Origin of the sequence: Pseudoalteromonas sp. MSK9-3 (assembly GCF_003590335.1) — a bacterium.
In the GTDB taxonomy this organism is placed as follows: domain Bacteria; phylum Pseudomonadota; class Gammaproteobacteria; order Enterobacterales; family Alteromonadaceae; genus Pseudoalteromonas.
Window position 1 is genome coordinate 209,468 of sequence record NZ_MIET01000070.1, and the last position, 25,584, is coordinate 235,051.

General features: G+C 41.9%; 19 protein-coding genes. 7 read left to right on the plus strand and 12 right to left on the minus strand.

Annotated features, from left to right (window positions below; genetic code table 11):
- Positions 1-21 precede the first annotated feature (21 nt).
- The 3 genes from BGP78_RS21530 to BGP78_RS21540 form a co-directional block, all read right to left on the minus strand.
- Positions 22-2,025: a TonB-dependent receptor domain-containing protein gene (locus BGP78_RS21530; protein ID WP_119863318.1), complete on the minus strand. Its 2,004-nt coding sequence runs from the start codon at positions 2,023-2,025 to the stop codon at positions 22-24.
- A gap of 90 nt (positions 2,026-2,115) precedes the next feature.
- On the minus strand, positions 2,116-3,471 hold the full coding sequence (locus BGP78_RS21535; RefSeq protein ID WP_182912359.1) for a sensor histidine kinase: 1,356 nt from the start codon (positions 3,469-3,471) through the stop codon (positions 2,116-2,118).
- Positions 3,464-4,150, minus strand: a complete 687-nt coding sequence (locus BGP78_RS21540) for a response regulator transcription factor (protein WP_119863360.1) — start codon at positions 4,148-4,150, stop codon at positions 3,464-3,466. The genes BGP78_RS21535 and BGP78_RS21540 overlap by 8 nt, the downstream gene beginning before the upstream one ends.
- Positions 4,151-4,324: 174 nt before the next feature.
- Between BGP78_RS21540 and BGP78_RS21545 the strand changes: the two genes are divergently transcribed.
- A complete protein-coding gene (locus BGP78_RS21545) occupies positions 4,325-5,398 on the plus strand; it encodes an SGNH/GDSL hydrolase family protein (protein WP_119863320.1) in 1,074 nt (357 codons plus the stop codon).
- 63 nt (positions 5,399-5,461) lie between these two features.
- Here the strand turns inward: BGP78_RS21545 and BGP78_RS21550 are convergent, their stop codons facing one another.
- From BGP78_RS21550 to nudB, 4 genes are all read right to left on the minus strand, one after another.
- On the minus strand, positions 5,462-5,917 hold the full coding sequence (locus BGP78_RS21550) for an NfeD family protein (protein ID WP_119863321.1): 456 nt from the start codon (positions 5,915-5,917) through the stop codon (positions 5,462-5,464).
- Between the two features lie 5 nt (positions 5,918-5,922).
- Positions 5,923-6,876 (minus strand): SPFH domain-containing protein, encoded by a 954-nt coding sequence (locus BGP78_RS21555; RefSeq protein ID WP_119863322.1) that lies wholly within the window; start codon positions 6,874-6,876, stop codon positions 5,923-5,925.
- A gap of 390 nt (positions 6,877-7,266) precedes the next feature.
- Entirely contained in the window at positions 7,267-7,452 is a 186-nt protein-coding gene (locus BGP78_RS21560; RefSeq protein ID WP_119863323.1) for a hypothetical protein, read from the minus strand.
- A 232-nt stretch (positions 7,453-7,684) separates the two neighbouring features.
- Positions 7,685-8,140, minus strand: a complete 456-nt coding sequence (gene nudB, locus BGP78_RS21565; RefSeq protein WP_119863324.1) for a dihydroneopterin triphosphate diphosphatase — start codon at positions 8,138-8,140, stop codon at positions 7,685-7,687.
- Between the two features lie 768 nt (positions 8,141-8,908).
- Between nudB and BGP78_RS21570 the strand changes: the two genes are divergently transcribed.
- Positions 8,909-11,380, plus strand: coding sequence for an InlB B-repeat-containing protein (locus tag BGP78_RS21570; RefSeq protein ID WP_119863325.1), 2,472 nt, complete (start codon positions 8,909-8,911; stop codon positions 11,378-11,380).
- A 742-nt stretch (positions 11,381-12,122) separates the two neighbouring features.
- Here the strand turns inward: BGP78_RS21570 and BGP78_RS21575 are convergent.
- On the minus strand, positions 12,123-12,827 hold the full coding sequence (locus BGP78_RS21575) for a hypothetical protein (RefSeq protein ID WP_119863326.1): 705 nt from the start codon (positions 12,825-12,827) through the stop codon (positions 12,123-12,125).
- Positions 12,828-13,468: 641 nt separating this feature from the next.
- On the opposite strand from BGP78_RS21575, the gene BGP78_RS22720 reads away from it, so the two are divergent.
- On the plus strand, positions 13,469-14,056 hold the full coding sequence (locus BGP78_RS22720) for a hypothetical protein (protein ID WP_182912360.1): 588 nt from the start codon (positions 13,469-13,471) through the stop codon (positions 14,054-14,056).
- A 2-nt stretch (positions 14,057-14,058) separates the two neighbouring features.
- Complete coding sequence (locus BGP78_RS21590) at positions 14,059-15,756, plus strand: LruC domain-containing protein (protein ID WP_119863328.1); 1,698 nt, start codon at positions 14,059-14,061, stop codon at positions 15,754-15,756.
- A gap of 666 nt (positions 15,757-16,422) precedes the next feature.
- On the opposite strand, the gene BGP78_RS21595 is transcribed toward BGP78_RS21590, so the two are convergent.
- Positions 16,423-16,704, minus strand: a complete 282-nt coding sequence (locus BGP78_RS21595; protein ID WP_119863329.1) for a GIY-YIG nuclease family protein — start codon at positions 16,702-16,704, stop codon at positions 16,423-16,425.
- Positions 16,705-17,442: 738 nt separating this feature from the next.
- Here BGP78_RS21595 and BGP78_RS21600 point away from each other — a divergent pair.
- Positions 17,443-18,642 carry a hypothetical protein gene (locus BGP78_RS21600; protein ID WP_119863330.1) on the plus strand — a complete coding sequence of 400 codons (1,200 nt, stop codon included), beginning with the start codon at positions 17,443-17,445 and terminating at the stop codon, positions 18,640-18,642.
- 76 nt (positions 18,643-18,718) lie between these two features.
- On the opposite strand, the gene BGP78_RS22725 is transcribed toward BGP78_RS21600, so the two are convergent.
- Positions 18,719-18,868 (minus strand): hypothetical protein, encoded by a 150-nt coding sequence (locus BGP78_RS22725; RefSeq protein ID WP_182912361.1) that lies wholly within the window; start codon positions 18,866-18,868, stop codon positions 18,719-18,721.
- Positions 18,869-19,079: 211 nt separating this feature from the next.
- Positions 19,080-19,229, minus strand: a complete 150-nt coding sequence (locus BGP78_RS22730; RefSeq protein ID WP_182912362.1) for a hypothetical protein — start codon at positions 19,227-19,229, stop codon at positions 19,080-19,082.
- Between the two features lie 1,243 nt (positions 19,230-20,472).
- On the opposite strand from BGP78_RS22730, the gene BGP78_RS21605 reads away from it, so the two are divergent.
- Together BGP78_RS21605 and BGP78_RS21610 are read left to right on the plus strand one after the other, a co-directional pair.
- On the plus strand, positions 20,473-21,135 hold the full coding sequence (locus BGP78_RS21605; RefSeq protein WP_119863331.1) for a bifunctional 2-polyprenyl-6-hydroxyphenol methylase/3-demethylubiquinol 3-O-methyltransferase UbiG: 663 nt from the start codon (positions 20,473-20,475) through the stop codon (positions 21,133-21,135).
- Positions 21,113-22,219: an HNH endonuclease gene (locus tag BGP78_RS21610; protein WP_259386411.1), complete on the plus strand. Its 1,107-nt coding sequence runs from the start codon at positions 21,113-21,115 to the stop codon at positions 22,217-22,219. Before BGP78_RS21605 ends, BGP78_RS21610 begins: the two co-directional genes overlap by 23 nt.
- Positions 22,220-22,309: 90 nt before the next feature.
- On the opposite strand, the gene BGP78_RS21615 is transcribed toward BGP78_RS21610, so the two are convergent.
- A complete protein-coding gene (locus BGP78_RS21615; RefSeq protein WP_119863333.1) occupies positions 22,310-25,477 on the minus strand; it encodes a DUF3427 domain-containing protein in 3,168 nt (1,055 codons plus the stop codon).
- Positions 25,478-25,584 lie beyond the last annotated feature (107 nt).

Below are 25,584 nucleotides of genomic sequence, written 5' to 3' on the forward strand. Positions count from 1 at the left end.
TTGTTGGTTCAATTTAATAGGTTAAAACTTCCAAACCAGCGTTACACGTGCGTCACGGCCTGGTTCTGCGACACCTGAGTCAATAGGACCAAGTGCTGCGTACGTTGCGTGGTCGTAGTAGAACTTGTCAAAAATATTCTTGATTGCTGCTTCAACGACTAACGCTTCGCTGCCCATAACATACCAAGTTGCTTGTAAGTCGTGCGCCGCATAGCCTGCTTTTTCTGGTAGGGCACTGTTATCCCATACGTTGACGCCTGAATTAGTTAACCGTTTTACAAAACGGCTGTTCCAGCTGACTTCTAAATCGTCTGAAATGGTATAGTTAATACCAGCTGTTAATGTGTCGCCAGAACTTGTACCAATTGACCAATCTTGGTCGCTAATTGCCGCACCACTCAATGCTGGGTTAACGTGGTTTTCCCATTTAGGCTTACTGTGGTTATAGCTTAAACTCACATTCATATTGTCAAAACGATAACGCGTTTGTAAATTGAAGCCGCTATTTTCAATATCACCGACATTGGTCAGCAGTGTGTGTTCAATTGTGCCGTGGTTTCGAGCGGTTGACACTGCATCTTTAATGGTTGAATCAAACACATTACCCGTAACGGTTAAACGGTCACCTAAATATTTGAAACCCACTTCAAAATTGTTAGCTTGCTCTTCTTTTAGGTTTACGTCGTTGTCGTAATAGCCTAGTACAAACAGCTCTTTAACCTTTTGACCGCGTAGCGCTTGCGCAAACCCTGCATTGAGTGAAAATGCTTCAGTAATGGCATAACTCATATTAATATTTGGGCTGAAACCATTTGAATTCATGGTTACGCCATTGTCATCAACGAGCTCGTAGTTATCGTAACGTAACCCTGTACTGATCTGAAATTGCTCAGTAACGTCGATGTAATTTTGTACATATAGTCCGAACACTTTCCCTTTTTCAAGGCCTTCCGTTTCAGACTTAGTGCCGATGTTTTGTAGTTTTGCTTCATCTGAACGGTAATCAATACCAGCCACTATCTTGGTATTGCTCAGCTGAGCGGTATTACGCAAATCAAAACCCGTAGAGTCATATACTGCATGATAGGTATTATCAACACCTTCATGAAGCGGATGATCGTGTGTAATAAAGTTTTCAGTGTTAAATACGTTCAGGTGCACATTGAGTAACTCTGAACCAGGATTATACGTATAATTTACGGTACTGGTTGTACGCTCACTTTCTTGTGGTAATGCAAAGTTCTTTCTACTTGGGTGCCAATGTGCACGAAGTAAACGTGTGCCGTTGTCTTGGCGCATGTCATAACTGGCTGAAATTGTCTGCGTATCACTCAGTTCACCGGTGATTTTTGCAAACCCAACTTCTTGCTCAGACGCGGTATAAGGCATGGTATTACCTCGACCATCTTCCATGTCTTTGGTATCACGCTTGAGTACTGTCACTAAACCTGACCAATCATCAGTCATGTGACCGTAAGCTGTCAGACTCGCCTTAAAGCCATCGCTATTACCATAGTAACCAAGTTTAACGTTACCACCGAATTGCTCATCACCAGAAAGTAAGTCACTGGCATCTTTAGTTAGAAAGCGAATAGCGCCCCCTAATGCGCCTGAACCAGACGTCGCATCACCTGCACCAGCCACAATATCAACTTGTTTAAGTAGCTCAGGCTCAATGGTCAGTCGACCTTGGTGATGGAATAAGTAGCCAGCTTGTAGTGCGCCGTCTATTGATACGTTTAGCATGGTGTCTTCTAAGCCACGCACATAAATCTTTTGTGCGATTGGGTTTGAACCACCGACAGACACTTCGGCTTGGCTTCTAAATATGTCACCTAAATCATTGGCTTGCAATTGCGCCATTTGAGCTTGACCAATGACTTGATCAGCATCAGACACTTTTCCATGGACTTCGATGATTTCCATTTTTTCTGACGTGTCGTTTGCCAGTACAGGGGTGCTAATAAGTGCGGCAGTGGATAAAGCCGCCATTGCGATGTAGATAGGAGAGCGAGAGAACTGCATGTGAAATTACCTATTTTGTAAATGCGAATAGTTATCAATGTCGCGTATTATTCATTGTTTATTGGGGAACAGAAAGGACTTTTACAACTGTTACATTTGTACTTGTGAAGGGGTGAGTTTAATCGTGACGATTAAGCCACCTGAAGGACTGTTCTTAGCTGAAATAGAGCCTTGTAGCCTGTGTATATGACGTTGACACAGTGCAAGTCCGAGGCCAAATCCAGCACTTTTTTGTGTACTGGTTACCCGATAAAACGGTTTAAATATATCTTCTAACAAATGCTCAGGTACGCCGCATCCATCATCTTCAATTTTGATACTACCACTGAGAGTTATGGTAACGGAAATGTGCTTATTGGCATATCGACTGGCATTACGCAATATATTTTCAATAACTTGGCCTAATACACGGCTGTTGCTAAAAATGGGATAGCTGTCAGGCGCAGTGGTCTTAAATTGAATATGTGGCACTTCAAACTGTACGTCTTCAATAATACTGTCGATGAGGTCAACTAAATCAAATGTATCTCGCTCTATGGCATGATCTGCGATTGCTGACTCATTTTCTAGCCATGTTAGCGTGAGAGTATCTTCAGCCAGTGTGCGCATGGCGTTACAATCTTTGCGTATTCTTTGTAGCATTTTTTGGGTGTTAATTGACTGCTCAGCGCAGCTCAATGCGGTTTCCACCCGGGCTATCGGGGTTCTGATCTCATGTGAAAAGTCAGCAATAAATTGCCTTTGTGATTCAATGGTATGCTCTATACAATTTGCCATTTGGTCAAATGTTGCGGCGATTTGTTGAAATTCGCCATCGGTACTTGAAATTTTGTCATGTATTCGAGTGTTTAACTGCCCGCTGGCAAAACGTTCAGTGGCTCTTTCTAGCTGCTTTAACGGCCTCATTATGGCGCGGTATATAAGAATACAGAATCCCGCTAAAAAAATAATAGGTAAAATAAATTGGATTGTGAGATAGGTTAATTGCCAATAATCTCCGGGGCGCATGTGGGGGGGCAGCTGAATAAGAAAGTGTGTTTTGTTATCAGCAAAGGGTACATCCATGATGGGGTTGTAGTTAAAGTAAAGGTGAATTTTCCATGATATGTCTCGGCCTAAATAAATATGCTCACTAAACAAGGGCGTTAATGTCCCATTGGCAAGGGGGGTAATTTGCCTTTCAACTACCGCCGCCCAGGTGTTCTCTTCATGTTGGATCATATCAACATACTGCTCTAGCAAGTCTAAATCGCCGGCTAAATAGAGTTGCTCTGCATGCCGTCCATAGTGTTCTAAAGTATGCTGATGCCGTGCTTCTAATTGACTCATCTTAATTTCAGTATGACTGGCTAGCAGGTCGACGAGCCAAAAAAGTGATACTGCGCCTCCAATGATTAATAAGCATAGACGGGCAAAGAAAGAGTGCTTTTTTAGCTGCTTATGCATTAAACGTATACCCTCTGCCATGCAAAGTTGTTATGGATTCTGCGCCCATTCCTGCGGCTATCAGCTTTTTACGTAAGCGGCTGAGATGCATGTCTAAACTGCGGTCATAGCGGCTAAATTGTCGTTCTAAAACCTGTTGAGAAAGGTATGGCTTGCTGAGTGCTTGGCCTGCATTTTCAACTAGGTGCCACAATAACTTAAATTGTATGGCAGTCATCTCAATGCTTGCGTTATTAAAGGTCGCTTCAAATTGATGTTTATTTAGAGATAACCCATTCTTTTCAATAAAAAAATGAGTAGTGTTTTGTTCAAAGTGTTGAGAGCGACGCAATATCGCTTCCACGCGTAAAATAAGCTCTTCAATGTTAAATGGCTTAGGAAGGTAATCATCAGCGCCCATGCTCAACCCTTTAATACGATCTTGTTCAGCCCCGCAAGCAGACAATATGAGTACAGGAGTCTGTTTACATTTTCGCAATTGAGAAAGGACGTCATAACCTTCGAGTAGAGGGAGTCGTATATCAAGAATGATCAGTTCGTAATCGTATGCCAATGCATGGGTTAATCCTTGCTCGCCATCGTGTACACAGGTTACTTCAAACCCTTTATTTTCAAGCAATGCACATACTTGTTGATTTAATTGTGGGTCGTCTTCAACGACTAAAATGGGAGCTGGCACCAAGGGCATCACTGTTCTAAATAATAATGATTGTATTTTACGTTAATTATTTAGCTGCAATCAATAACACTTTTTCTAAGAGCCAAATTCAAAAAAAATCAAGTAGCAGCTGCTTGCGAATTATTAATGTGAAAACTAAGTTAACTAGTTCTTATTAAAGAAAGGAACAACAACATGTATAAGGTAATCTTCAATTTATTTGCGTTAGGCCTCGCGGTAAGTGCTCAAGCGCAAACTGTACAAGCGACGGATCATACTATTCAATATGAAGGGCGTATCTCAAAAAGTTATGAGCAAGGTGAAGTGCAGTTTAACTGGCCTGGTAGCTACTTTAAAACTAAGTTGATTGGGCACAGTTTAAGTATGACATTAACCGGCTATGGTGATCAGTTTGACGTATTAGTTGATGGGCAATTACATAAAAAGGTAGTAACAACATACTCAGAACAACCCGCTACATTTATGTTATTTAAGCAGCAAGAGAAAGCAGAAGTGGTTATTGAGGTTGTAAAAAGGACCGAGAACTATGAACAATTTGCGACGATCCATAGTTTTGATGTTGACGGACGTTTAGAGGGAATATGGCAAAATCAAAAACATATTTTGTATATTGGCGACTCGATCAGTGCTGGGTTTGGCAGTGAGTCAAATAAACGGCAATGTACATGGAGTGAAGTGGTTGAAACCAGCAATGCTCGACTGGCATTTCCTTATGTGGCAGCAAAGTCGTTAAATAGCAGTTTTACTCAGGTGTCGTTTTCTGGGCTTGGCCTTATTCGAAACTGGGGGGGCAACCAAGCTCACCACGATTTAGCGTATTATTATGATCGTGCTGGTGGGGTATTTGACCAAAACATAAATTACCAAGACACCTACCCAGATCTCATTGTGATTGAGGTGGGTACAAATGATTTTAGTACAGATCCTCAGCCTCATGAACCATGGCATAACATAGAAGAAGTACAACAAGCATGGGTTGATGAAATGGTGAGTTTTGTTAGTCAGTTACGAGTTCGTTATCCAAAACGCCCAATTGTTTTTATGCCACGACCTGCATATCCGTATGACTTGATCATTCCTTCAACAGAACAAGCGATTGAACGATTAGAACAGCAAGGTGAGTCAAACTTGTATACCCAAACATTTACCTCTGAGCTAAATGGATGTATTTGGCATCCTACCGCACAAGAGCATCAGCAAATCGCCAATACATTAGTGGAGTTTATTCAACAGCATAGGTTGTTATAAATTCCATTCGCTCAAAAATACAAAATTCGGCAACATGCCGCATTTTGTATTATCAATTATGTCTTAAGCAATGGGTTCAATCCACAACACGCCGACTTCTTTTTTAATGACTTTGACCATGGTGCCTTTTGTTATTGGGCTCTGTGACTTTAATTGCCATTGAATACCAGAATAAGCATAGTGCACGGTACTGTTTTGATTTACGTCATCGGTGAGTGCGAATTCTATTTCCGCGAAATCACTTTTTACGTCGGACGACTCGACATTGTTTTGCATGCGTTTTAGCGGCTTCCAAAGCAGTAACGCTAATAAAAAGGTAAGTACAGCGTTGACCCACAGGGCGTTAAGCCAGCTAGGCGTAATTAACTCTGCATACATCATGCTACCAGACAATACCAATGATAACCCAAGGAAAAGCAGTACAAATGTGGCAAAGCCCAAAATAACGACTTCGATTATGAGTGCTACTATCCCTGCAATAACTAATGTTTGCGCAATATTATCAACGATAGAGTCCACGATATTTACCCCTTTTGCTTACTGTTTAGCGTATTAATAATCGACATGCCCTGGGCAACCAGTGAACTGGCGTCAGTGCCACTTTCAGGTAAAAGCACCACCGATGACTCTTTAGCAATGGCCTCTTTAGCTGCGATTGCTTTGGTGGCTAAATCTAGCTGTATTGCCTTTTGCCCTTGGACGGTGTCTGCGGCTTCCCCGACTTTACGTAGCGCTTCTGCCTGCGCATCTGCAACAGCGATAATGGCTTGTGCTTCACCTTCAGCATTTAATATTTGCTCCGTTTTATCGGCTTCTGCGGCGAGGACTTGGGCTTGCTTTTTACCTTCGGCAACATTAATAGCCGATTGTCTATCCCCCTCAGATTCAAGTATTTGTGCGCGTTTAACACGTTCGGCTTTCATTTGTGCTTCCATCGCTTCCATAACCGATTGAGGAGGAACGATGTCTTTAATTTCATAGCGTAAAACCTGAATACCCCAGGGTTCTGACGCAGAGTTAATAGCTGAAACAATATTGGTGTTGAGTAAATCTCGCTCTTCAAATGTTTTGTCTAGTTCCATTTTACCAAGCTCACTACGCATGGTAGTTTGGGCAAGTTGAGTGACGGCAAAAATATAGTCGTCAACACCATATGTTGCTTTATAAGGATCTAATACGCGAAAGTAGAGTACCCCATCAACAATTAACGAGATGTTGTCTTTGGTGATGGCCGATTGTGAGGGAACATCAACAGCTTGTTCTTTTAAGCTTCTATCAGCAGAAATACGGTCAATAAACGGTACAATAAAGTTAAGTCCTGCTTCTTTTGTCGACTGGTATTTACCAAAACGTTCAACCACCCACGCTTTATTCTGTGGGACAAACTTAATGCCGCTTTTCAAGACGATGATAACAAAAATGAGCAACACCACCTCGATGTTGAACAGCAAACTAACTATTTCTGTGACTGGATCCATAATGTTTCCTTATATGTTATCGAGCGCATGTTCAGTTACAGGTTGAATTATGACTGAACGTGAGTCATATGTGAGAATTAAAGTTACCATTGGCAGTGTGAAACGCCAACTTTTACTTTAGTTGTGTGCTGGGCTGTGGTTGCGGAATATGTAAATAACCTAAGCTCTGGATAAGCTTTATTGCCCAATAAAGCTATTTTTCTCACTCTCGGCGTTGCTTTCATTTGTAATAGCCCGCTATTACTGCATAAAAGCGCCTTGATATTGAGCAAAATATCATCATTAGATTGTACGTAAGTGTGTTTTCAAAACATTTTCTATACCAAAACCCTTATCCAAACCTGAGGTTAAATAGCGTAGGGCATGTATTTGCATACATGCCTACAAATTTTAATTGTGTGGGTTAGCTGTACAAATAGAGGGGCGAGAGTTATCGGCATTTAAGCCAATTTCAGTGCATAAAGTTGGGCCTGAGTGTTGACCTGCGCCAGCAATTAACATTGTTACTTCTTGCGGTAACTGTGTCTTATCGTTTGTGAGTGTTTTTATATTTTTTTTATTTAAAGATAACTTCATAAATCAGTCCTTAATATAGGTATTAAGTTTATATTTTTATCGCAAATCATTGATTAAGACAAGGTGTATTATTTAATTTGAGTAAAGCTCGTTCTCTATAAAGGGGTTTAGAACGGCTTTTTGGTGAGTTGTAATTGATATATTGACTGTGCTGTCACTCTCAGATAATAAATGTTGGTATGACATTCGCTCGGCGAAGCTTAAGCACAAAATAGAGTGCTGCAAAATGTCACTAGGTGCGAGCTTTAGGGCAGAGTGACATTGCTAAAATTTCTTGCTTATTGCTTTCAGACCAAGCGAGCGCAGCGGCTTTTGATTGTGATAACCATTGATAGGCTGTATGTTCATTGGGGTCAAGTACGACTTGAGTTGTTGAAGGCACACAGATACTAAAGACATGTTCAGTATTGATTGTTGCACTATTAATATATCGATGTTTCCAGCATTGTCTTATTTCATAACTATTTGTTTTGTTGTGATCGCATATTGTTATTCCAAGGTTTACTGCATCAATACCCGTTTCTTCTTTAAGTTCTCTATACGCAGTTTGTATTGGGGTTTCTAGGTCATCAATTCCACCTGTGACGGATTGCCAAAAATTTGCGTCATCGGTGCGGCGAATAAGTAGAAATTCATTGTTATCATTGTAGATAACAACTAAAACCGAGTAGGGTTTTCTCAGGGACATATCAAAACGACCATATAGATATTTTCTTTAGTGTACCGTAAAAAGCGGCTTTATAAATGACATTATTTTAAGGACATAGAGAAAGTATGGTTTGCGGCGCTGAATATAAAAAAAAGGCAGGCCATAGGCCTGCCAAACATAACTACACCATTAAAAAAGTGTGCTAAGGAAGATAAAAACAAGCCAACCTCCTTGTTGGCCAAAACTGTGCTAAATAACGTACATAAAGTGCCTAGTGGAATAAAGCCTCTCAATGTGAAATACATGCTAAATTAATATGTTTCATTTGTAAATATAAATGGTGTTTTTTTTGGTTTTTTGTTTTCATTTTAATCTATTATGCAGTTTTACTTCATTTTCGCATGTTGTTTTTTTGGTTTTTATGTTTTACTACATTGTTTATTAGTGTGTTTTTTGTACTCTTGTTGATTTCGAGGTGTTATTGTTTTTAATTGTGCATTTGTTTTATTTTTGTAAATGTTAGACCAGAATTTTTACATGTTTTAAAGTTGCTGCTTTTTCTGATCGTAAACCTCCATTATTTTTCCATATTTACTTTATATCCTGTGCTCTGTAACGCAGCGTGAATACGCGCATTACTTTTCCTATAGTATGTAGGTTCATGGATGAACCTTTTTATTTTCCCCCTGACTCATCTTCGGTTCACCTTTTGTTCAAGTTGACTAATAAATAATACTTGTGGATAATAAAAGTACCCAAATGGTCTACAAAGGACTTGTTTGGGGGAAACAATAAAAGGAAATTATTATGTTTATGAATACCTGCAATAAATTGCTTGTAGCGGCATCCTTGGTATTTGCCTGTCAGGCAAGTGCCGGCGAAGCACAGCCTTCGTCACTATGTGAACCCACGTTAGAAACTGCGCAAAGCGCATTTGATGTAATCTATAACAATAAAAAAAATGCGTTTAGCGAAGCCGTAAATAATAGTATTCATCAGTGCCAACAAGCAAAATTGGGCCAATCCTCTTCTTTGCTTGATAAGCAAGTAAATGAACTAGATGACGCCCCACCTGAATTGAGAGAATTTAACCTCTCATCTCATAATGTAAATCTTGATAATGGCAGTGTTACATTAACTTTTACTGTACAAGCTTATGACCTGAGCGGGTTAGATTCCGTTATAGTGGGTATTGTGGCGCCTAATACCAGTTACCCTTTTCCTGCACCTCGAAATAGAGTGAAGCTTGAAAACTGGCTAGAAACCACAGAAGAAAATGTTTATGAGGCATCAGGCTCAATTACATTGTCCCCATCACACACAGATGCGGGTAAGTGGAGCACGGTTATGCTTTTCCTGCGTGATACCACAGGTCGTTATATTCCGAGATATAAGTCAGAGACGCTAGAGAGTAAAGGGTTTAACCCATATTTAGTCGTTGAAAATAATACTGTTTTAGATAAAGATGCACCAGAATTTAGGAGCCTAATATTTTCTTCAAATTCGTTTGATGTGAGTAGTGAAAAGCAAACACTCACAGGCGTAGTCGAACTATACGACATAAATGAAGTGAAAGCAGCGAGATTACGCCTATCACCACCAGAAGGGTTAAGTTCATCACTGACTAAATATGCAGAGTTTGAAAACATTCGCTTATCAAAAGACGAAAATGTGTATCAAGCTGATGTAAATCTGGTACTCGATAATACAGATGCCCCTGGCGTATGGTTGGCCGGTTTACACGTGAGTGATGATAAGCTAAACAGTACTGGCGCTATCTCGAGTAACGTAGTGCGTAATGCAGGCTATAATCCTGATATTGAAATAATCAACACAGTCGATGTTGATTTGTTACCACCAGAGCTACGTGCTGTGGAAGTGTCTGAAAATGATATAACGATGACCATAAACTCACAAGATGTAACGGTTAGTGTATTAGTTTACGACCCTTCAGGAATACATGAAGGGTCTGTCAGCTTGATATCTCCGACTGGAGAGAGCAGTTTAAATAAAAAAGCTTTAATTGAGGACTGGCAAGCAACAGCGCAAGATGGCGTTTATTCAGCGCAAGCTACATTCTCATTCAACGCAAAAGACGCAGCTGGGGGCTGGTATATAAAAGTGCATTCGATTGTTGATAAAAATGACAACCAGTTTGATTCATCAGATATAAACCACCTTATTGAACAAGGTACTAACCCGTATGTGTTGATAAATGTAAAAGAACAAGATAAACGCGATTATACACTCACTACAAGACTAGATAACATCGAGCTCGAAATGAGCAGTAGCACACCTGTAGAGTTATTTATCCAAGAGAGTAATGGTCATACTTTACCAAGAAAAATGACCGTTTTGGCCAAAGGGACTGCCAATGTGTCGGCTTCATATGAAGCGATTGGCGGCACGGGGAGTGTAAATTGTGTAGGTAAGAATGCGTTATTAACGTGTGATTTAGCGATACCTGCAGATCAAACTGAATTTAGCATAAGCTATACGTTAAAATCGACTGATAAAGCGACAACTGACAGCGCACAATTTACGCTAATTACCGATAATGCAGAAACCGATATAACCAATAATAAAACAAACATTGCAGTAAACGTACTGGAGCCAATTTATTACCAGGTAGAATTTCTTGATTGGGATGGCCGTATTGTTGCCCAGCAGGAAGTTAAAGCGGGAGAAAGTGCCAAGCCTGTTGAAGTCTTATTAGAACGTTTAGGTCATACATTTATAGGGTGGGATAAAGCGTTAGTAAACATTATGAGTGATACATCAATTACTGCGCAATATGAAGTTAATCATTACATGGTGAAGTTTGTAAATTGGGATGGCGCTGTCCTATCGCAAAGCATGGTTGCTCATGGAAGTTCGGCGGTTCCTCCGTCATCGGTGCCAGTTCCTGAGGGGAAAGTATTTACTGGGTGGGATGTTAATTACGAGCATATAGCTTCGAGTATCGAAATTACTGCGATGGTTCAAACCAAAACCTACACTGTAGAATTTAAAGACTGGAACGGTGCGACTATTTCAATCGTGCTTGTTGAGCATGGTAAAGCGGCCGAAGCGCCAGATAGGCCACAAAGAGAAGGGTATACATTTTTGAGATGGGACAAGGCGTTTGATTCAATTACCCAAGCGGAGTCAATTACAGCGCAGTATTCTCAAAATACTGAAATAGAGATACCTAAAATTGATACAAGCTCTGACAGCGGCTCCTTCGGGTTATTCTCACTGCTATTTGGTGCTATATTTTTGTTTAGGCGAAAAGTTTAGCTCAATATCGGCTGGTATTTAGATTAGCAGAAAGTATAAATAGCCACTCACTGTGGCTATTTATAGATGACTGTAATAGTTGTGTAACTGCCTGTTATTCAGAGCTATTTTCATTGAGTAGCTCATGGCATTTTTACAGAGCGCAACTTTGCATTATTTGCTTTGATATTTACCACTCGTCACGCACTTTATATTTCATCATCGATTCTATACTTCGTCATCGACTTTACAATTCGTCTCCCTGACGCAGGTCAGGGTCCATTTCAAGTGAAGTCACTAAAACCATATGGACTCTGAAACGAGTTCAGAGCGACGAAATTGGGAGTTCTGAGTGACGAAATTGGAAATGTTTGTTGGATGGCGAGGCACATAGTGTCATCCATTCGATACTTTATCATCGACTTTACAGCTCGTCTCCCTGACGCAGGTCAGGGTCCATTTTTAGTGAAGCTACCAAAACCATATGGACTCTGAAACAAGTTCAGAGCGACGAAATAGGGAATTCAGAGCGACGAAGTTGGGGGGGGGAGATATTTAACGTCCTCGGAGAGGTTTTTGTGGTTGGTCTTTATACTTTGTCTCCCTGACGCAGGTCAGGGTCCATTTTAAGTGAAGCTACTAAAACCATATGGACTCTGAAACGAGTTCAGAGTGACGAAATAGGGAGTTCAGAGCGACAAAATTGGGAGTGTCAGGATTCATGCATAGTTATCTATTTGCGTTACTCTATGCCTGATAATGGTTAAAAACGATAACTAAGGTTTCCCGATACTGCATTGTACTCATCTGTTTTTTGGTAGCGTACATTAGCTCCCCATGATGATGTAATATCGTAACCTAGCTCAAGAGATAACAACGTGCTGGTGTCACCGCCTTCTTTTTGTAACCTTTTAATATCATTACTCGCTTCTGAGGTTGCACCGAGCCCAAACTCTAAATATACATCGTTAAAGTAAGCTCTGTAGTTAACCTCTAAGGTGATCAAATCAGCGGTGTCTTTTTCTGAATATGCGCCGTCATAAACTACATGAGTGGTTCCATCATCAAGTGTTTGCACATAATGCTCATAGCCTTTTATATCTAAATAAACACGAGTTACGTAACCCTGTAAATCAAGGTAAGACGTGTCTGATAATGTAAACTTTTTACCAATACCAAATTCAATAAAGTCGATGTCAAAATTGAATGTGCTTTTGCCTTTAATAGACTCTGAACCATCTATCGTTGTGAAATTACCTTCAATGTCCCCTGAAAGTTGCACATAACTTCCTTTAAGGTAAAAGCTTTCAAAATCGCGAGCTAGCGCAATTTGGGCACCATTGGTTTGTAGGTCTTCTAAATCAGGTAATGCCAGTCGAACTAAGCCGGTTTCTAGTGTGTTGAGTGGTGCGCTGTATGCGTGTGTTGTTGCGAATAAAACACTTAAACCGATTAAAAATATCTTCAAGATTTTGACCCTTTCAATGACAAGCCGTACATAATACCTAACAGGCTTTATGCTGTAAATTCCCGAACAGACGAAACTCTGTTATCGGTGCTTATGATCAGTTTTATTGCCTTACGTTATTGCATCAATGACACATGAAGTCAGATCATGAAAACTGCACTTTTGATATTTAATTGTTGTGATTATTGGTGTTTAATTGCGGGTAACTCGTACTTTTACTCTGTGTATTAGGTCAAAAAGGGACGTGGTTTTGCAGAGTTATTTGTAAAATGCGACGCAATCTGACCCAAAGAGTACCAAATTGGCTTATCTATTTTTGACCTTATCTGACTTTAGTATTTTGTAAAGCTCTAAGCTAACTTGACGTAACTACATAAATTATTGTGATTAAATATATAAATCTCCGGCTCATATACGGGTCAAATACTACGAACTGAACCTAAAATAACCTATCTGTGAAAAGGCGGCACAGATCTTTAACTGTTACTTTTACTTTGTGTGTTGGAACCCTGAAGGGTCGTAAAGTAGTAGGCATGAGGTTAATGGATTTTACGTATTAACTGTTTGCCCAGTGACTCACGGCACCTTGGAAATTGGTCAAATGCAATTAATCTTAAATGTATAATGTTGGAGAATAAGCAATGATATCTAAATATACATGCATAGCACTGTGTTTACTTACTGTGGGATGTGGGGGTGGTTCTAGCGACGAAACGAGCACACCAGCTCCGACGGTTCCAGATCAAAATAGTGGTACGACACCACCGCCTGATATTAATCCAGATCCAACACCTGATCCTGCTCCAGATCCAACGCCCGATCCGGACCCTACACCAGAGCCAAACCCACCAGCGGCTAACTTAGACAGCGTCGTGGTGCCAGAACAATTTGATTGGTCAATGTACAAAGAAGACGAGGTGAAAATCAAAACGGTAACTAGCACTATGCGCCCAGACGGCGAACTTGCAGGGCTTGGCGGTAAGCACTTTATGAAAATAGTGGCACTTGATGGTAATCAACAGGAGGTAGAAAACCCGTTACAGCGCAGTTTAACAAGTAGAACGGGCGAAACTCGCACCAAGCTAAAATTGCCAAATGAGTGGTACGGTATAAAAGTTGAAGTGACCGTAGGGTCGCAAGTGTGTAGCAAGGTATTTAGTAAAGAAGAAGTCACAGGAGAAATTGAAGTACCGTGTGACATCGAAATGCCCGCTGGCGATGGAGAATAATTATGAATATTAAACACAGTCTTTCTATCGCACTATTATGCCAAACGTCCTATGTTTTTGCCGCTGCGAGCGAAACTAACACGGTTGATAACCAAGATGGGACCTTCACGTACACGCAAAAAATTAATAAGGACAGCACCTCACCTCATTATGTGGCACCGAGCGGGTATGGCTTCAACTTTTACTCCCATTCTGGGCAAGACTATGGGTGGCAGCATAACTTTGACGAAGCATCTAACCCGTTGGTAAAAATACAAAGCGCGACACTGATGATCCGTGGATACGATATTGACTCTGAGGCTTTTCATGGCACCAGTGGCGAATACGACGGTATAAGCGTTGACGGAATAGACTTAAACCCCGGACTATTACAAGGCACCAATGGCACTTGGTCTGAAACCACATTTGATATGCCAACGTCCTATATATTAGACGATGGGTTAATGAGTGTATTTTTAGACATTGATATGAACCACGACTATGTATGGTGGAAAACCACCCTAGATTATAGTTTACTAACAATTACTTATGCTATAACGCAAAATGATGCACCGTACACGCCGACATTAAGCGGTTCTCCACAAGGCTGTGCTAATTCAACGGATGATTTTACCGTTAACATATCAAACAGCAGTGATGCAGATCCGGACGGAGACCCAGTAACTTACGAATATCGTTGGTTTGTAGACATTGGACAAGGCGAAGTAGTAGACGATGAAGTTGCAGGTAAAACAGATCATACTGGTAATACCGTGTTGTCATCACAAGTAAATGCAGGCGAAACATGGCGAGTGCAAGTGATTGCAACCGACAGCAATAACCTGGTGAGCGACCCTGCATTCTTTACGTGGGAATTGGGTGAAAACGACAGCGACTGCGATGGTATTACCGATGCTAACGATGATTACCCAAATGATGATAAACGTGCGAGTAATAACTATTCGGTTCAGTCAACACTGGCATTTGAAGATTTGTGGCCAGAAAAAGGCGATTACGACTTAAACGATTTGGTTATTTCAAATCAGTTTAACCTTGTAAAAGATGCCAATGGTTTGGTTAAGCAAATAGACTTAACAGGGAGTATTCAAGCACGGGGCGCAACGCTTGCCAGTGGCTTTGCGATTGCCTTTCCTGGTACCACCAGCGCGAATGTAGAAAGCATTAATGTAAACGTGAACGGTCAGTCTGAATCAGTGAGCGCAGAGGCAGGGCACAGCAGTGAACTTGTGGTTGCAGTGCTTAAAAATACCCATTCAGCAACGAACGACTCGCAAACTTATTCATTCTTTAACACCCAAGACGGTGACGACAGAGCGGTTATTCCAGTGACAATGAACTTGATTTTTATTGACCCAGTTGATCCGCTGCAAATTGGTAACGCACCATTCAACCCGTTTATTTACCGAGTAAGCGACCGTGGCAGAGAAGTGCACTTACCAAATTATGCACCAACGGCACTGGCAAATACTGGCTTATTTAAAACGGGGGCTGATAACACTGAAGTTGGGGGCGAAACTTATATGACGCCAGCAGGCCACCCTTGGGCACTTGAGATATCTACCTCATGGTTACACCCAATGGAGTCGGTAGACATTATTCAGGCTTACCCAGCCATTCAAGATTGGGCTGAAAGCCGCAAAGGCAGAGGCACAACATGGTACAGTACACCGGTAGCAGGTAAATGTTGGAAATGTAACTAGCAAGTAGGAACGTACAAAATGCACCGTAATAGCGCGGTGCATTTTTTATTTACTGCATATCGCTGACGAATGTCAGGATCCATTCCAGACAATCCATTAAACTGAAATAGACTCTGAACCAAGTTCAAAGAGACAAAGGAGTGGCCTCTACAGAGTCAGTTGCCGATTTATATACACCGTCTTCCTGACGAAGGTCAGGATCCATCTTTAATACAATCACTAAAAACCAACTTCATACTCCGTCTTCCTGACGAAGGTCAGGATCCACCTCACAAATATAACCACCAAAACCAACTCCAAACACTGTCTCCCTGACGCAGGTCAGGGTCCATGTTCAGCTAAACTACCAAACTGAAATAGACTCTGAACCAAGTTCAGAGAGACAAAGGAGTGGCCTCTACAGAGTCAGTTGCCGATTTATATACACCGTCTCCCTGACGCAGGTCAGGGTCTATGTTCAGCTAAACTACCAAATTGGAATAGACTCTGAACCTAGTTAAGAGATACCAAGCAGCTGCGCACCTTCACAAACCGCCCCCACTTTATACTCCGTCTTCCTGACGAAGGTCAGGATCCATCTTGACCTGGGCACTGCAGCTTAGTCTTTACTCCGTAACTCCTAATGGAGGTCAGGCCATTGTTAATTGAACTCTCAAAGAGCAAACCTTAAATTGAGAGGTACAAGTCATCCCAATTTGGATTCACCTTCTCAATTAAATTGATTTTCCATTCACGACGCCAATTTTTAAGTTGTTTCTCACGAGTGATGGCACTATACATATCGCAATGGGTTTCAAAATAGACCAGCTCAGTTACCTGATACCGTTTAGTGAACCCTTCGACAAAATGATGTTTATGTTCGTATATGCGTTTTTTTAAATCACGAGTGACGCCGATATATAAAGTACCTTGAGGCTTAGATGCCAAAATATAAGTGGTAGGCTGCATGTTTTAGTCCTTTAATGCAATATGAAAAGTAAAGTGTGTAGCTATAACATCCTGTTATAAGTACTTATATATTTAATTATTACAGTTAATTTAAATAAATCAAATAGACTCTGAAACCAGTTCAGAGCGACGAAGCAGCGGCGCACCTTCACACACCGCCCCCAACTTATACTCCGTCTTCCTGACGCAGGTCAGGATCCACCTCAAATACAGGCACCATCGCCAACCCCACACTCCGTCTCCCTGACGAAGGTCAGGGTCCATCTCAACTAAACCATCAAAGTAAAATAGACTCTGAAGCCAGTTCAGAGCGACGAAGCAGCGGCGCACCTTCGTACATCAGTCCCACTTCACACACCGCCCCCAACTTATACTCCGTCTTCCTGACGCAGGTCAGGATCCACCTCAAATACAGTCACCAAAACCAACCCTTCGTCTTTCTGACGTAGGTCAGGATCCATCTCAAGTTAGTACCTCGGAGCAAACCCCACACGCCGTCTTCCTGACGCAGGTGAAAACCCATGTAAAGGCGGCTGCATCATATATATGAAAATATTGACTTTTTGGCTATCTGATTGTTCTAAAACTAAGATTTGAATTTGAATTGTGTATTATCGACATAAAAAGTAAGTTAGAAAGTTTTCATAAAAATGTATTTTGATTTTGTATGGATATAATAGAATGGCGATTACAAGTTAGATTTGTACGTTACTACAACGCATAAGCAGGTGAAACCGAGTGGAATCAAGTCAAGCAGGCCTTACGATTGTTAAAAATCAACCTAAGCAAATAAGTAATAGCAACGAATTGCACACTCTTTGGCTAAGAATAGAGAAGCATCAAAAACGTAATCTAAACTATGCAAAAAAACTTAAAAATACGTATGATTTATTTCAAGCTGTAGCCCTTGAAAAAGAGCTTGAATTTGCAAATTGCATCATTATGCAAGTCAAACATTTAGCTGGTTTTATATTACGTAAGTCATTATCAAATACTGAACGCGAGCATCTTATACAGTGGATTGATGAAGACTTAGCTTATCTGCAATCACACCCCTTTGTAGATCAAGTAAGCGTCAACCATGCTATTACTTATGTAAATGATCAGCACAAAGGGTACTTAAAAGAACACCCACAAGAAATAGATGAAAGCGAAATACACGCGCTAAGACGTCAACTAGATGAAGAGTTTAACGGGTTATTTGATCTAAACGATGACCAGCTCCGAGAATTACTTATGGATCCAGAAAAAATTGTTGAGCATATCGCAAAGCTACAAGATGAGTTTCAACCAAAGAATCATCAAGATAACCATGATGAAGACGCTATATTTGAAGAGTCTTTCGATGGGTTTGATGAAGGTGAGCATGCATGGACGAATGGTTCTGAAAGGCTAAATAATAAACTAGATAAACTTTTTAAAAGTAGTCAATTAAATAAAATGTATAAGCGTGTTGCTTCAAAACTCCACCCTGATAAAGGGGTTGATGACGAAGATAGGGTGCAAAAGCACTCGCAAATGCAGGCTTTATCCGAGGCGAAGAAAAATAATGATGGCTATACAATTTTAAAGTTGTATTTGACGTATTTTGATGACACTGAATTGGATGGCGACACTTTAGCAAACCTCAAGCCAATGTTAGAAGCCAAAATACAAAAGTTAAACCAAGAATATCGAACATTACAATACGGTGATGACATGGCGAGTTTGGTTTGGCAGAATTTTAAACAAAGAACAATAAAAAAGACTGAACAAGCTATAGAGCAACACGCTACTAAATTGCATTTTGACTGTGATGAAATGCGTCAGTTTATTGCAACGCATACCACGGTAAAGGCAATTAAAAGTAAATTAAAGAGCAGAATGAAACTAGACAATATGTTTTTTATAGATGAGCTAGAAAAGCAATTACAAAATGGCGGCTTTTATTTTGAGTAAGTATGGTAATAGCACAACGAGTGGTAAGGCCTGTTAGTAATTCACAGGTACTTACCGCCACATATCGATTTTACACTTAGTGTGCCTTTTGTGGGGGTCTAGAGCCACCAAAACCAACCCATACACCGTCTCCCTGACGAAGGTCAGGGTCCATCCCAACCAAACTATCAAAGTAAAATAGACTCTGAACCAAGTTCAGAGCGACGAAGCAGCGGCGCAGCTTCATACAACCAGCCCCACTTCACAAACCGCCCCCAATTTATACTCCGTCTCCCTGACGAAGGTCAGGGTCCATCCCAACCAAACTATCAAAGTAAAATAGACTCTGAAACCAGTTCAGAGTGACGAAGCAGCGGCGCACCTTCACACACCGACCCCACTTTACACACCGTCTCCCAATTTATACTCCGACTTCCTGACGCAGGTCAGGATCCACCTCAAATACAGTCACCAAAACCAACCCATACACCGTCTCCCTGACGAAGGTCAGGGTCCATCCCAACCAAACCACCAAAGTAAAATAGACTCTGAATCAAGTTCAGAGCGACGAAGCAGCGGCGCACTTTCATATACCAGCCCCACTTCATACACCGGCCCCAATTTATACCCCGTCTTCCTGACGTAGGTCAGGATCCACCTCAAATACAGGCACCAAAACCAACCCTACACACCGTCTCCCTGACGAAGGTCAGGGTCCACCCCAACCAAACCACCAAAGATAAATAGACTCTGAATCAAGTTCAGAGCGACGAAGCAGTGACGCATCTTCGTACACCAGTCCCACTCACACACCGCCCCCAACTTATACTCCGTCTTACTGACGAAGGTCAGGATCCACCTCAAATACAGGCACCAAAACCAACCCTACACTCCGTCTCCCTGACAAAGGTCAGGGTCCATCCCAATCAAACCACCAAAGATAAATAGACTCTAAAATCAGTTCAGAGCGACGAAGCAGCGACGCACCTTCACACTTCTGGCCCAACTTTATACACTGTCTTCCTGACGCAGGTCAGGATCCATCTCAAGTTCGCACCCCGGAGCAAACCCCACACACCGTCTCCCTGACGAAGGTCAGGGTCCATCCCAACCAAACCACCAAAGTAAAATAGACTCTGAATCAAGTTCAGAGCGACGAAGCAGCCGTGCACCTTCGTACATCAGTCCCACTTCACACACCGCCCCCAACTTATACTCCGTCTTCCTGACGCAGGTCAGGATCCACCTCAAATCCAACCCATATACCGTCTCCCTGACGAAGGTCAGGGACTATCCCAAGTTCGTACCCCGGAGCAACCCCCTTATACTGTCTTCCTGACGCAGGTCAGGATCCACCTCAAATACAGTCACCAAAACCAACCCCACACACCGTCTCCCTGACGAAGGTCAGTGCCCATCCCAATTAAAACCACCTACCAACCTCAACAACTCAATGTAAAAATAACGTAACAGATAAAGCCATGTTAATTATGTGGACTTCAACGCAAAGCCTATTCAAACCGCAATAAATCGTGCTAAGTTACCAGTCAACAGCTAAATTATAAGACGAAAGGCTCGTCGTTTTAGCGTAGCAATACAGTAACAAATACACGGTTACACTTGGCATAGAAGCGGTTGAAGGAAGCAATACAACCGCGGCGGCTCTGCTTATACGCTCCTAGGTATACACAAAGTCGCAGAACTAACAGGAATTTGAATGCGCTTATATCATGCAGCTTTAAGCGGCCACAGGCACACACACTATACAACTACCCATCCTAACGGTGCCCATAAGTGCATCATGTGTTGTGCATACCAGTGTTTAACAAACTCACACAGTGAGCACCAACCATGAACAATACCGCGTCTTTGTCTAAAACAAACCGTACACTCCAATACTACGCCAATAACGCGCACGATTTTGCACAGTCAACACTGCACGTGGATATGGCCGAGCTATACAAAGAGTTTTTGCCATTATTACCATCGCCGCATCACAGCGAGCATGAAAAAATACATATTCTCGATGCCGGTTGCGGTGCAGGGCGCGACGCACTCGCGTTTAAGCAACTCGGCTATAAAGTCACCGCCTTTGATGCCTGCAGTGAACTGGCCGACATTGCCAGCTTTCATTTACAACAAAGCGTGTACGTAAAAACCTTTCGACAAGTTAAAGAACACGCGCAATATCACGGCATATGGTGCTGTGCAAGCTTACTTCACGTTGCCCATAACGAGCTCCCAGACCGTTTCACCAAGCTCGCTAACGCATTAAAACCCAATGGTATTTTGTACGCCTCATTCAAATACGGCAAAGGCGAGCGCAGCGATGGCAACCGCACATTTAGTGATTTAACCGAAACATGCCTAGAAGATCTACTAGAACAAATCCCCAGTTTAAACGTGGTTAAAGTATGGCAAAGCAAAGATCAACGCCCCGATAGAAGCGAGCAAGTGTGGCTGAATGTAGTGACGGTGAAAGAGCCGCCTTATGAAGAATCGTCTTATGAGTGATAACCAACAGCAACAACTTGATTTTATCGCTTACATTCAGCGTTTACTGGTTGAAGGCGACTTCAGTGCCACCTATAAGTTTGCCTTACTCCATGCGCTGGCTGATGTTTGTGTAGAGCAGCCGCTAATATCTGAGCAAGCAACACTCAAAATAGACTTAGCCACCTTAGCGGATAAGCTCATAGTTTTATATTGGCACCATGCCGTCCCTTTTGCAGCCGATCAAACAGGTGAAAACGCTTTATTAAAGCAAAACAGTGGTGTGCAATCTAAAGTGATCTCGGTGTTGTATGAGTGCCAACAAAACAACATTCGTAATTTACGTGCTCTAAAACAAAGCCACTTATATAAAGCAACATTTAACGCCGCCTTAGCCACGCTCAAAACAGGCCCACTGTGGCGATTGCAAATATTGGCAAAACAAGCTGAATGCTTTTTATACCCGCATACACATAGCACGCAATACATCACCTTAAATGCAGGTATTGCCAGCTGCTTTAGGCGCTTTTATGACTTAGTGGTGTACTTGGCTAAAAATGCATGGTTACAAAAAATTCAAAGCATAAAACACAATCAAACATTGATTGGCCCACAAAGCCAATTGCACGACTTTTTATTTGGCTTTGACCGTAATGCACTCAGCAAAGCCAAACCTGTTTTAATAGAGCTACAACAGGGCACGTGTTTTTACTGCCAAAAGCCGTTGCATAACAAAACCGAAGTTGACCATTTTATTCCGTTTGCACGTTACGCCAACGATTTAGGCCACAACTTTGTGGCTGCCCACAGCGCTTGCAACAACAATAAACGCGACTTTTTGGCCGCACAATGTCACCGCGAACGCTGGGAAGAACAAAACCTCGTTATACATAGCCAGCATTTAACCCGTGAACTCAGTGACTACTTTAATTGCGATGCAGATAAATCGCGTTCAGTAAGTGATTGGGCGTATCAGGTCGCGCAGGTGAATAGCGCTAAATTGTGGGTAGGCGTGAATGAATTTGAAGCTGTTGATTTTAATTATCAGCAATTATGTATTGAGCTAGGTCGTGTGGCGGAAGGCAAACCGAAATATAGTTTGTAGGATTGAGTATTAATCTATAAGTTTGCAGGTTGTCCAGAATGCGTTCTTTTTATTCTGTAGCTGTAACTTTTAATATGCATTCTACGATAATCACCCAACCGCCAATTTCCCTGCCTCGTGCCACATGTCACTTGGCATGGGGTTCATCAATTCCCACGTGATATTCATAGGCTGGCTGCCAGTGTGGCTTTGATATATAACCTCGCCATAGTTTACAAACCCCATGGTTCGGCCATTTTCGTCTTTGCCTTGTTCGCGTACAAATAACAAGATGGTTTTACCTGTTTGCTGGTGTTCAATGTAGCTTAAGCCGCGACCGTGTTCTGGGCGGGCGCTATTTTGTGTTTGCCAATGAAATAATGTAGGGCTAAGTGCATAGTCGTGATACAGCGTGGTGGGCGAGTAGGTTTTTTCACATTTGTTAAGGGTAACAAATAGTAGTTCTAGATTTTGCTTTTTAAATTCTAATACGCCTTCGCGCGCGGTCGATTTTTTATCAAAAGCGTGCGCGCCAAAGGCGGCGAGTATGTGTTGGCGCGTGTAGCGGCTATGTAACTTTATGGCATGATTGGGCAAACACGCTAAATCACTTTCTTGTTGATGAATACGGTTTATTAAAAGCGTAATTACTTGTGCTAGTTCATGTTGCAATATTGGATGTTTAAGTGTTTTTAAGCTCTGTTCTAACGTATTAAATCCTAAACTTTTACCTGTAGTGTCCCAAAAGTTGTAATGAGCCATTAGCGCAAATTGTTGGTATTGCGGTGTAGGCGCAAAGTTAAAATTGTTATTACATAATTCCTGTAAAAAGCGTAAATAGCTAAGTGAATCGCAGGCAAGTAATTGGGTGTTAATAGCGCGGTAATATGCGGCATAAATATCAGTTTGCTCTGTGGGAATGTCATCACCTTTTAGCCAGTGCCAGCCGCCAAGCTTTTTGTCTTTTGGTTTGTAGATGTCTTCAAGTGTGACCTGCGGGTTGAGACGTAAAAAATTGCTTAAGGTGAGCTCGTCGTCACTGTGCTGTGAATAGCCTGCAATGAGTTGCTGAAGGCGGCGCTTGCCATTTATGGCCTGCTGAATATTCTTTAATATGGTTTTTTGCGTTTGCTTTTGTAGCTCTATACGGCAACCCAGCGGCAAATGCGGAAAGTTGTTTTCAATTTCAGTTTTGATTGGTTGACTGCTTTTACCAATAAGTGCGCGAAACTTACTGGCAAAGTCGTATTCTGGGCGTGCATTACCTACAAAGTCGAGTACGGTACAGCATTGCTTTGAACCACTCAAAGAAAGGCTATTGTTTGGCAAACGCAAGCCGCGGCCAAGTTGCTGTAAAAAGAGTGTTAGGCTTTCGGTTGGTCGTAAAAATAGCAGAGTGTCGACTTCTGGAATATCAACGCCTTCGTTAAAAATATCGACTACGCACAGGATTTGAATAGCGCCACTGCGCAGTGCTTGTTGTTTTTGTGCACGCTCGCGGGTGTTTTTACTGGTAAGTACGTCGGCATTGATACCTGCAAGGTTGAATTTGGCGGCCATAAACTCGGCATGGGCTTGGCTTACACAAAATGCCAGTGCTTTGATGGTGTGAACGTTGGTGACAATGTCGGCTAGACTGGTGATAATTTTAGCTGCGCGACTATTCTCACCAGTATAAAGATTGCTGAGTTCGGCTATGTCATAGCGGCCATTGCGCCATGCGATTTGATTTAAGTCGAGTGTATCGTCAATACCAAAGTATTGAAATGGGCATAAATGACGTTGATTGATGGCTTCTGGTAAGCGTATTTCTGCGGCGATTACGCCACAAAAGTCTTCTAGTATATTAGCGCCGTCTTGTCGCTCTGGTGTGGCGGTTAATCCCAGCAATATGGTTGGCGTAAAATGCTGTAACACGGCCCGATAACTGGTTGCACTTACATGGTGTACCTCGTCGATGACAATATAGTCATAATAATCGGAAGTTAGCTGCAAGGTGGCTAATTGGTTGTTGAGCGTTTGGATTGACGCAAATAACTGGCTATAACGTTCTGGGGTATAGTTACCCACCCACAATTCGCCAAAGTTATTATTTTTAAGCACGCCACGGTAAGCGCTTTGAGCTTGTTTGAGTATTTCTTCGCGGTGGGCAATAAACAAAAAAGTGGCATTTGGGTTTTCATTGTAAAGGGGTTTAAAGTCAAAAGCCGAAACAATGGTTTTACCCGTGCCCGTCGCTGCAACCACCAAGTTTTTAAAGCGGTTGTGAACGCTGCGTTCAACGCTGAGCTTTTCTAAAATGACTTTTTGATGGGGTTTTGGGGCTATATCAAAATAAAAGGAGTGGTTTGGTGGGCGTACTCCGCGTTGTTCTTTTAATGAATTTATCAGCTTTTCTTTACATGCAACTTTGCCTGAAAATAGTTCAAAGTCTTTTGATTGCCAGTACGTTTCAAAGGTGCTTTTGGTTTTGGCGATAATATGCGGGATTTCTTGTGCGGTAATTTTTAAGTTCCACTCAAGGCCGCTAGTCAGTGCTGAATGCGATAAATTAGATGAGCCAATGTAGCCGGTATGAAAGCCTGTATTGCGTAAAAATAAGTAGGACTTTGCGTGCAAGCGCTCTTGTTGGTTGTTGTAACTAAGCTTAACTTCGGTATTGGGTAAGCTTGCCAAAAACTCTACCGCTTTGGCGTCGGTTGCACCCATATAAGACGTTGTTATTACCTTGAGCTGCTTACCACTGTGAGTAAATGCTTCAAGCTCATTTTTGAATATACGCAGCCCTGTCCATTTTATAAATGATACTAACCAGTAGATGGTATCGGCTGAGTTGATCTCGCGTTTTAGCTCCGTTTCTAAAGAAATACCTGCATTTGCGCCTGAGAACAGCTCGCTCTGAGTTAGTCCAGTGAGCGGAAATATACCATTCGTGTAAGCAGGTAAATCAGCGGCGAACGGGTTACTTTTATCAAACAACGCTGTGAGTATTTTGCCTTGTGAGTCAATTAAGTTATCGCTAACGAGTGCATCGTCAGTAATGTGATCTTTTAACCAAAAAACCAGTTTGTTAGCGAGTTCTATTTGGTCCTGTAACCGCTCGTTGGAATTAGGTATAGCATTGATAGCGTGTTCTACTAGCTTTGCTAAAAAACGCGACAGCCAAGTGGCAGCTTCAGCACTTTCAAGTACGCGCTCACCCACGAAAAAGCGTTCTCTGTTGAGGTTTTGCTCGACTACTTGGGTGATGAGTTGCTCGTAAATGCCGATTTGTTCCACGTTTATTCCTTTTACTGCTGTGTTGTGGTTGCCGTAACTCCTTGAAACGGAGTTTAGTTTAATTTATTGGGGTGAGGTTTGGAAGGGGGCTGGAGTATGAGTTTAGC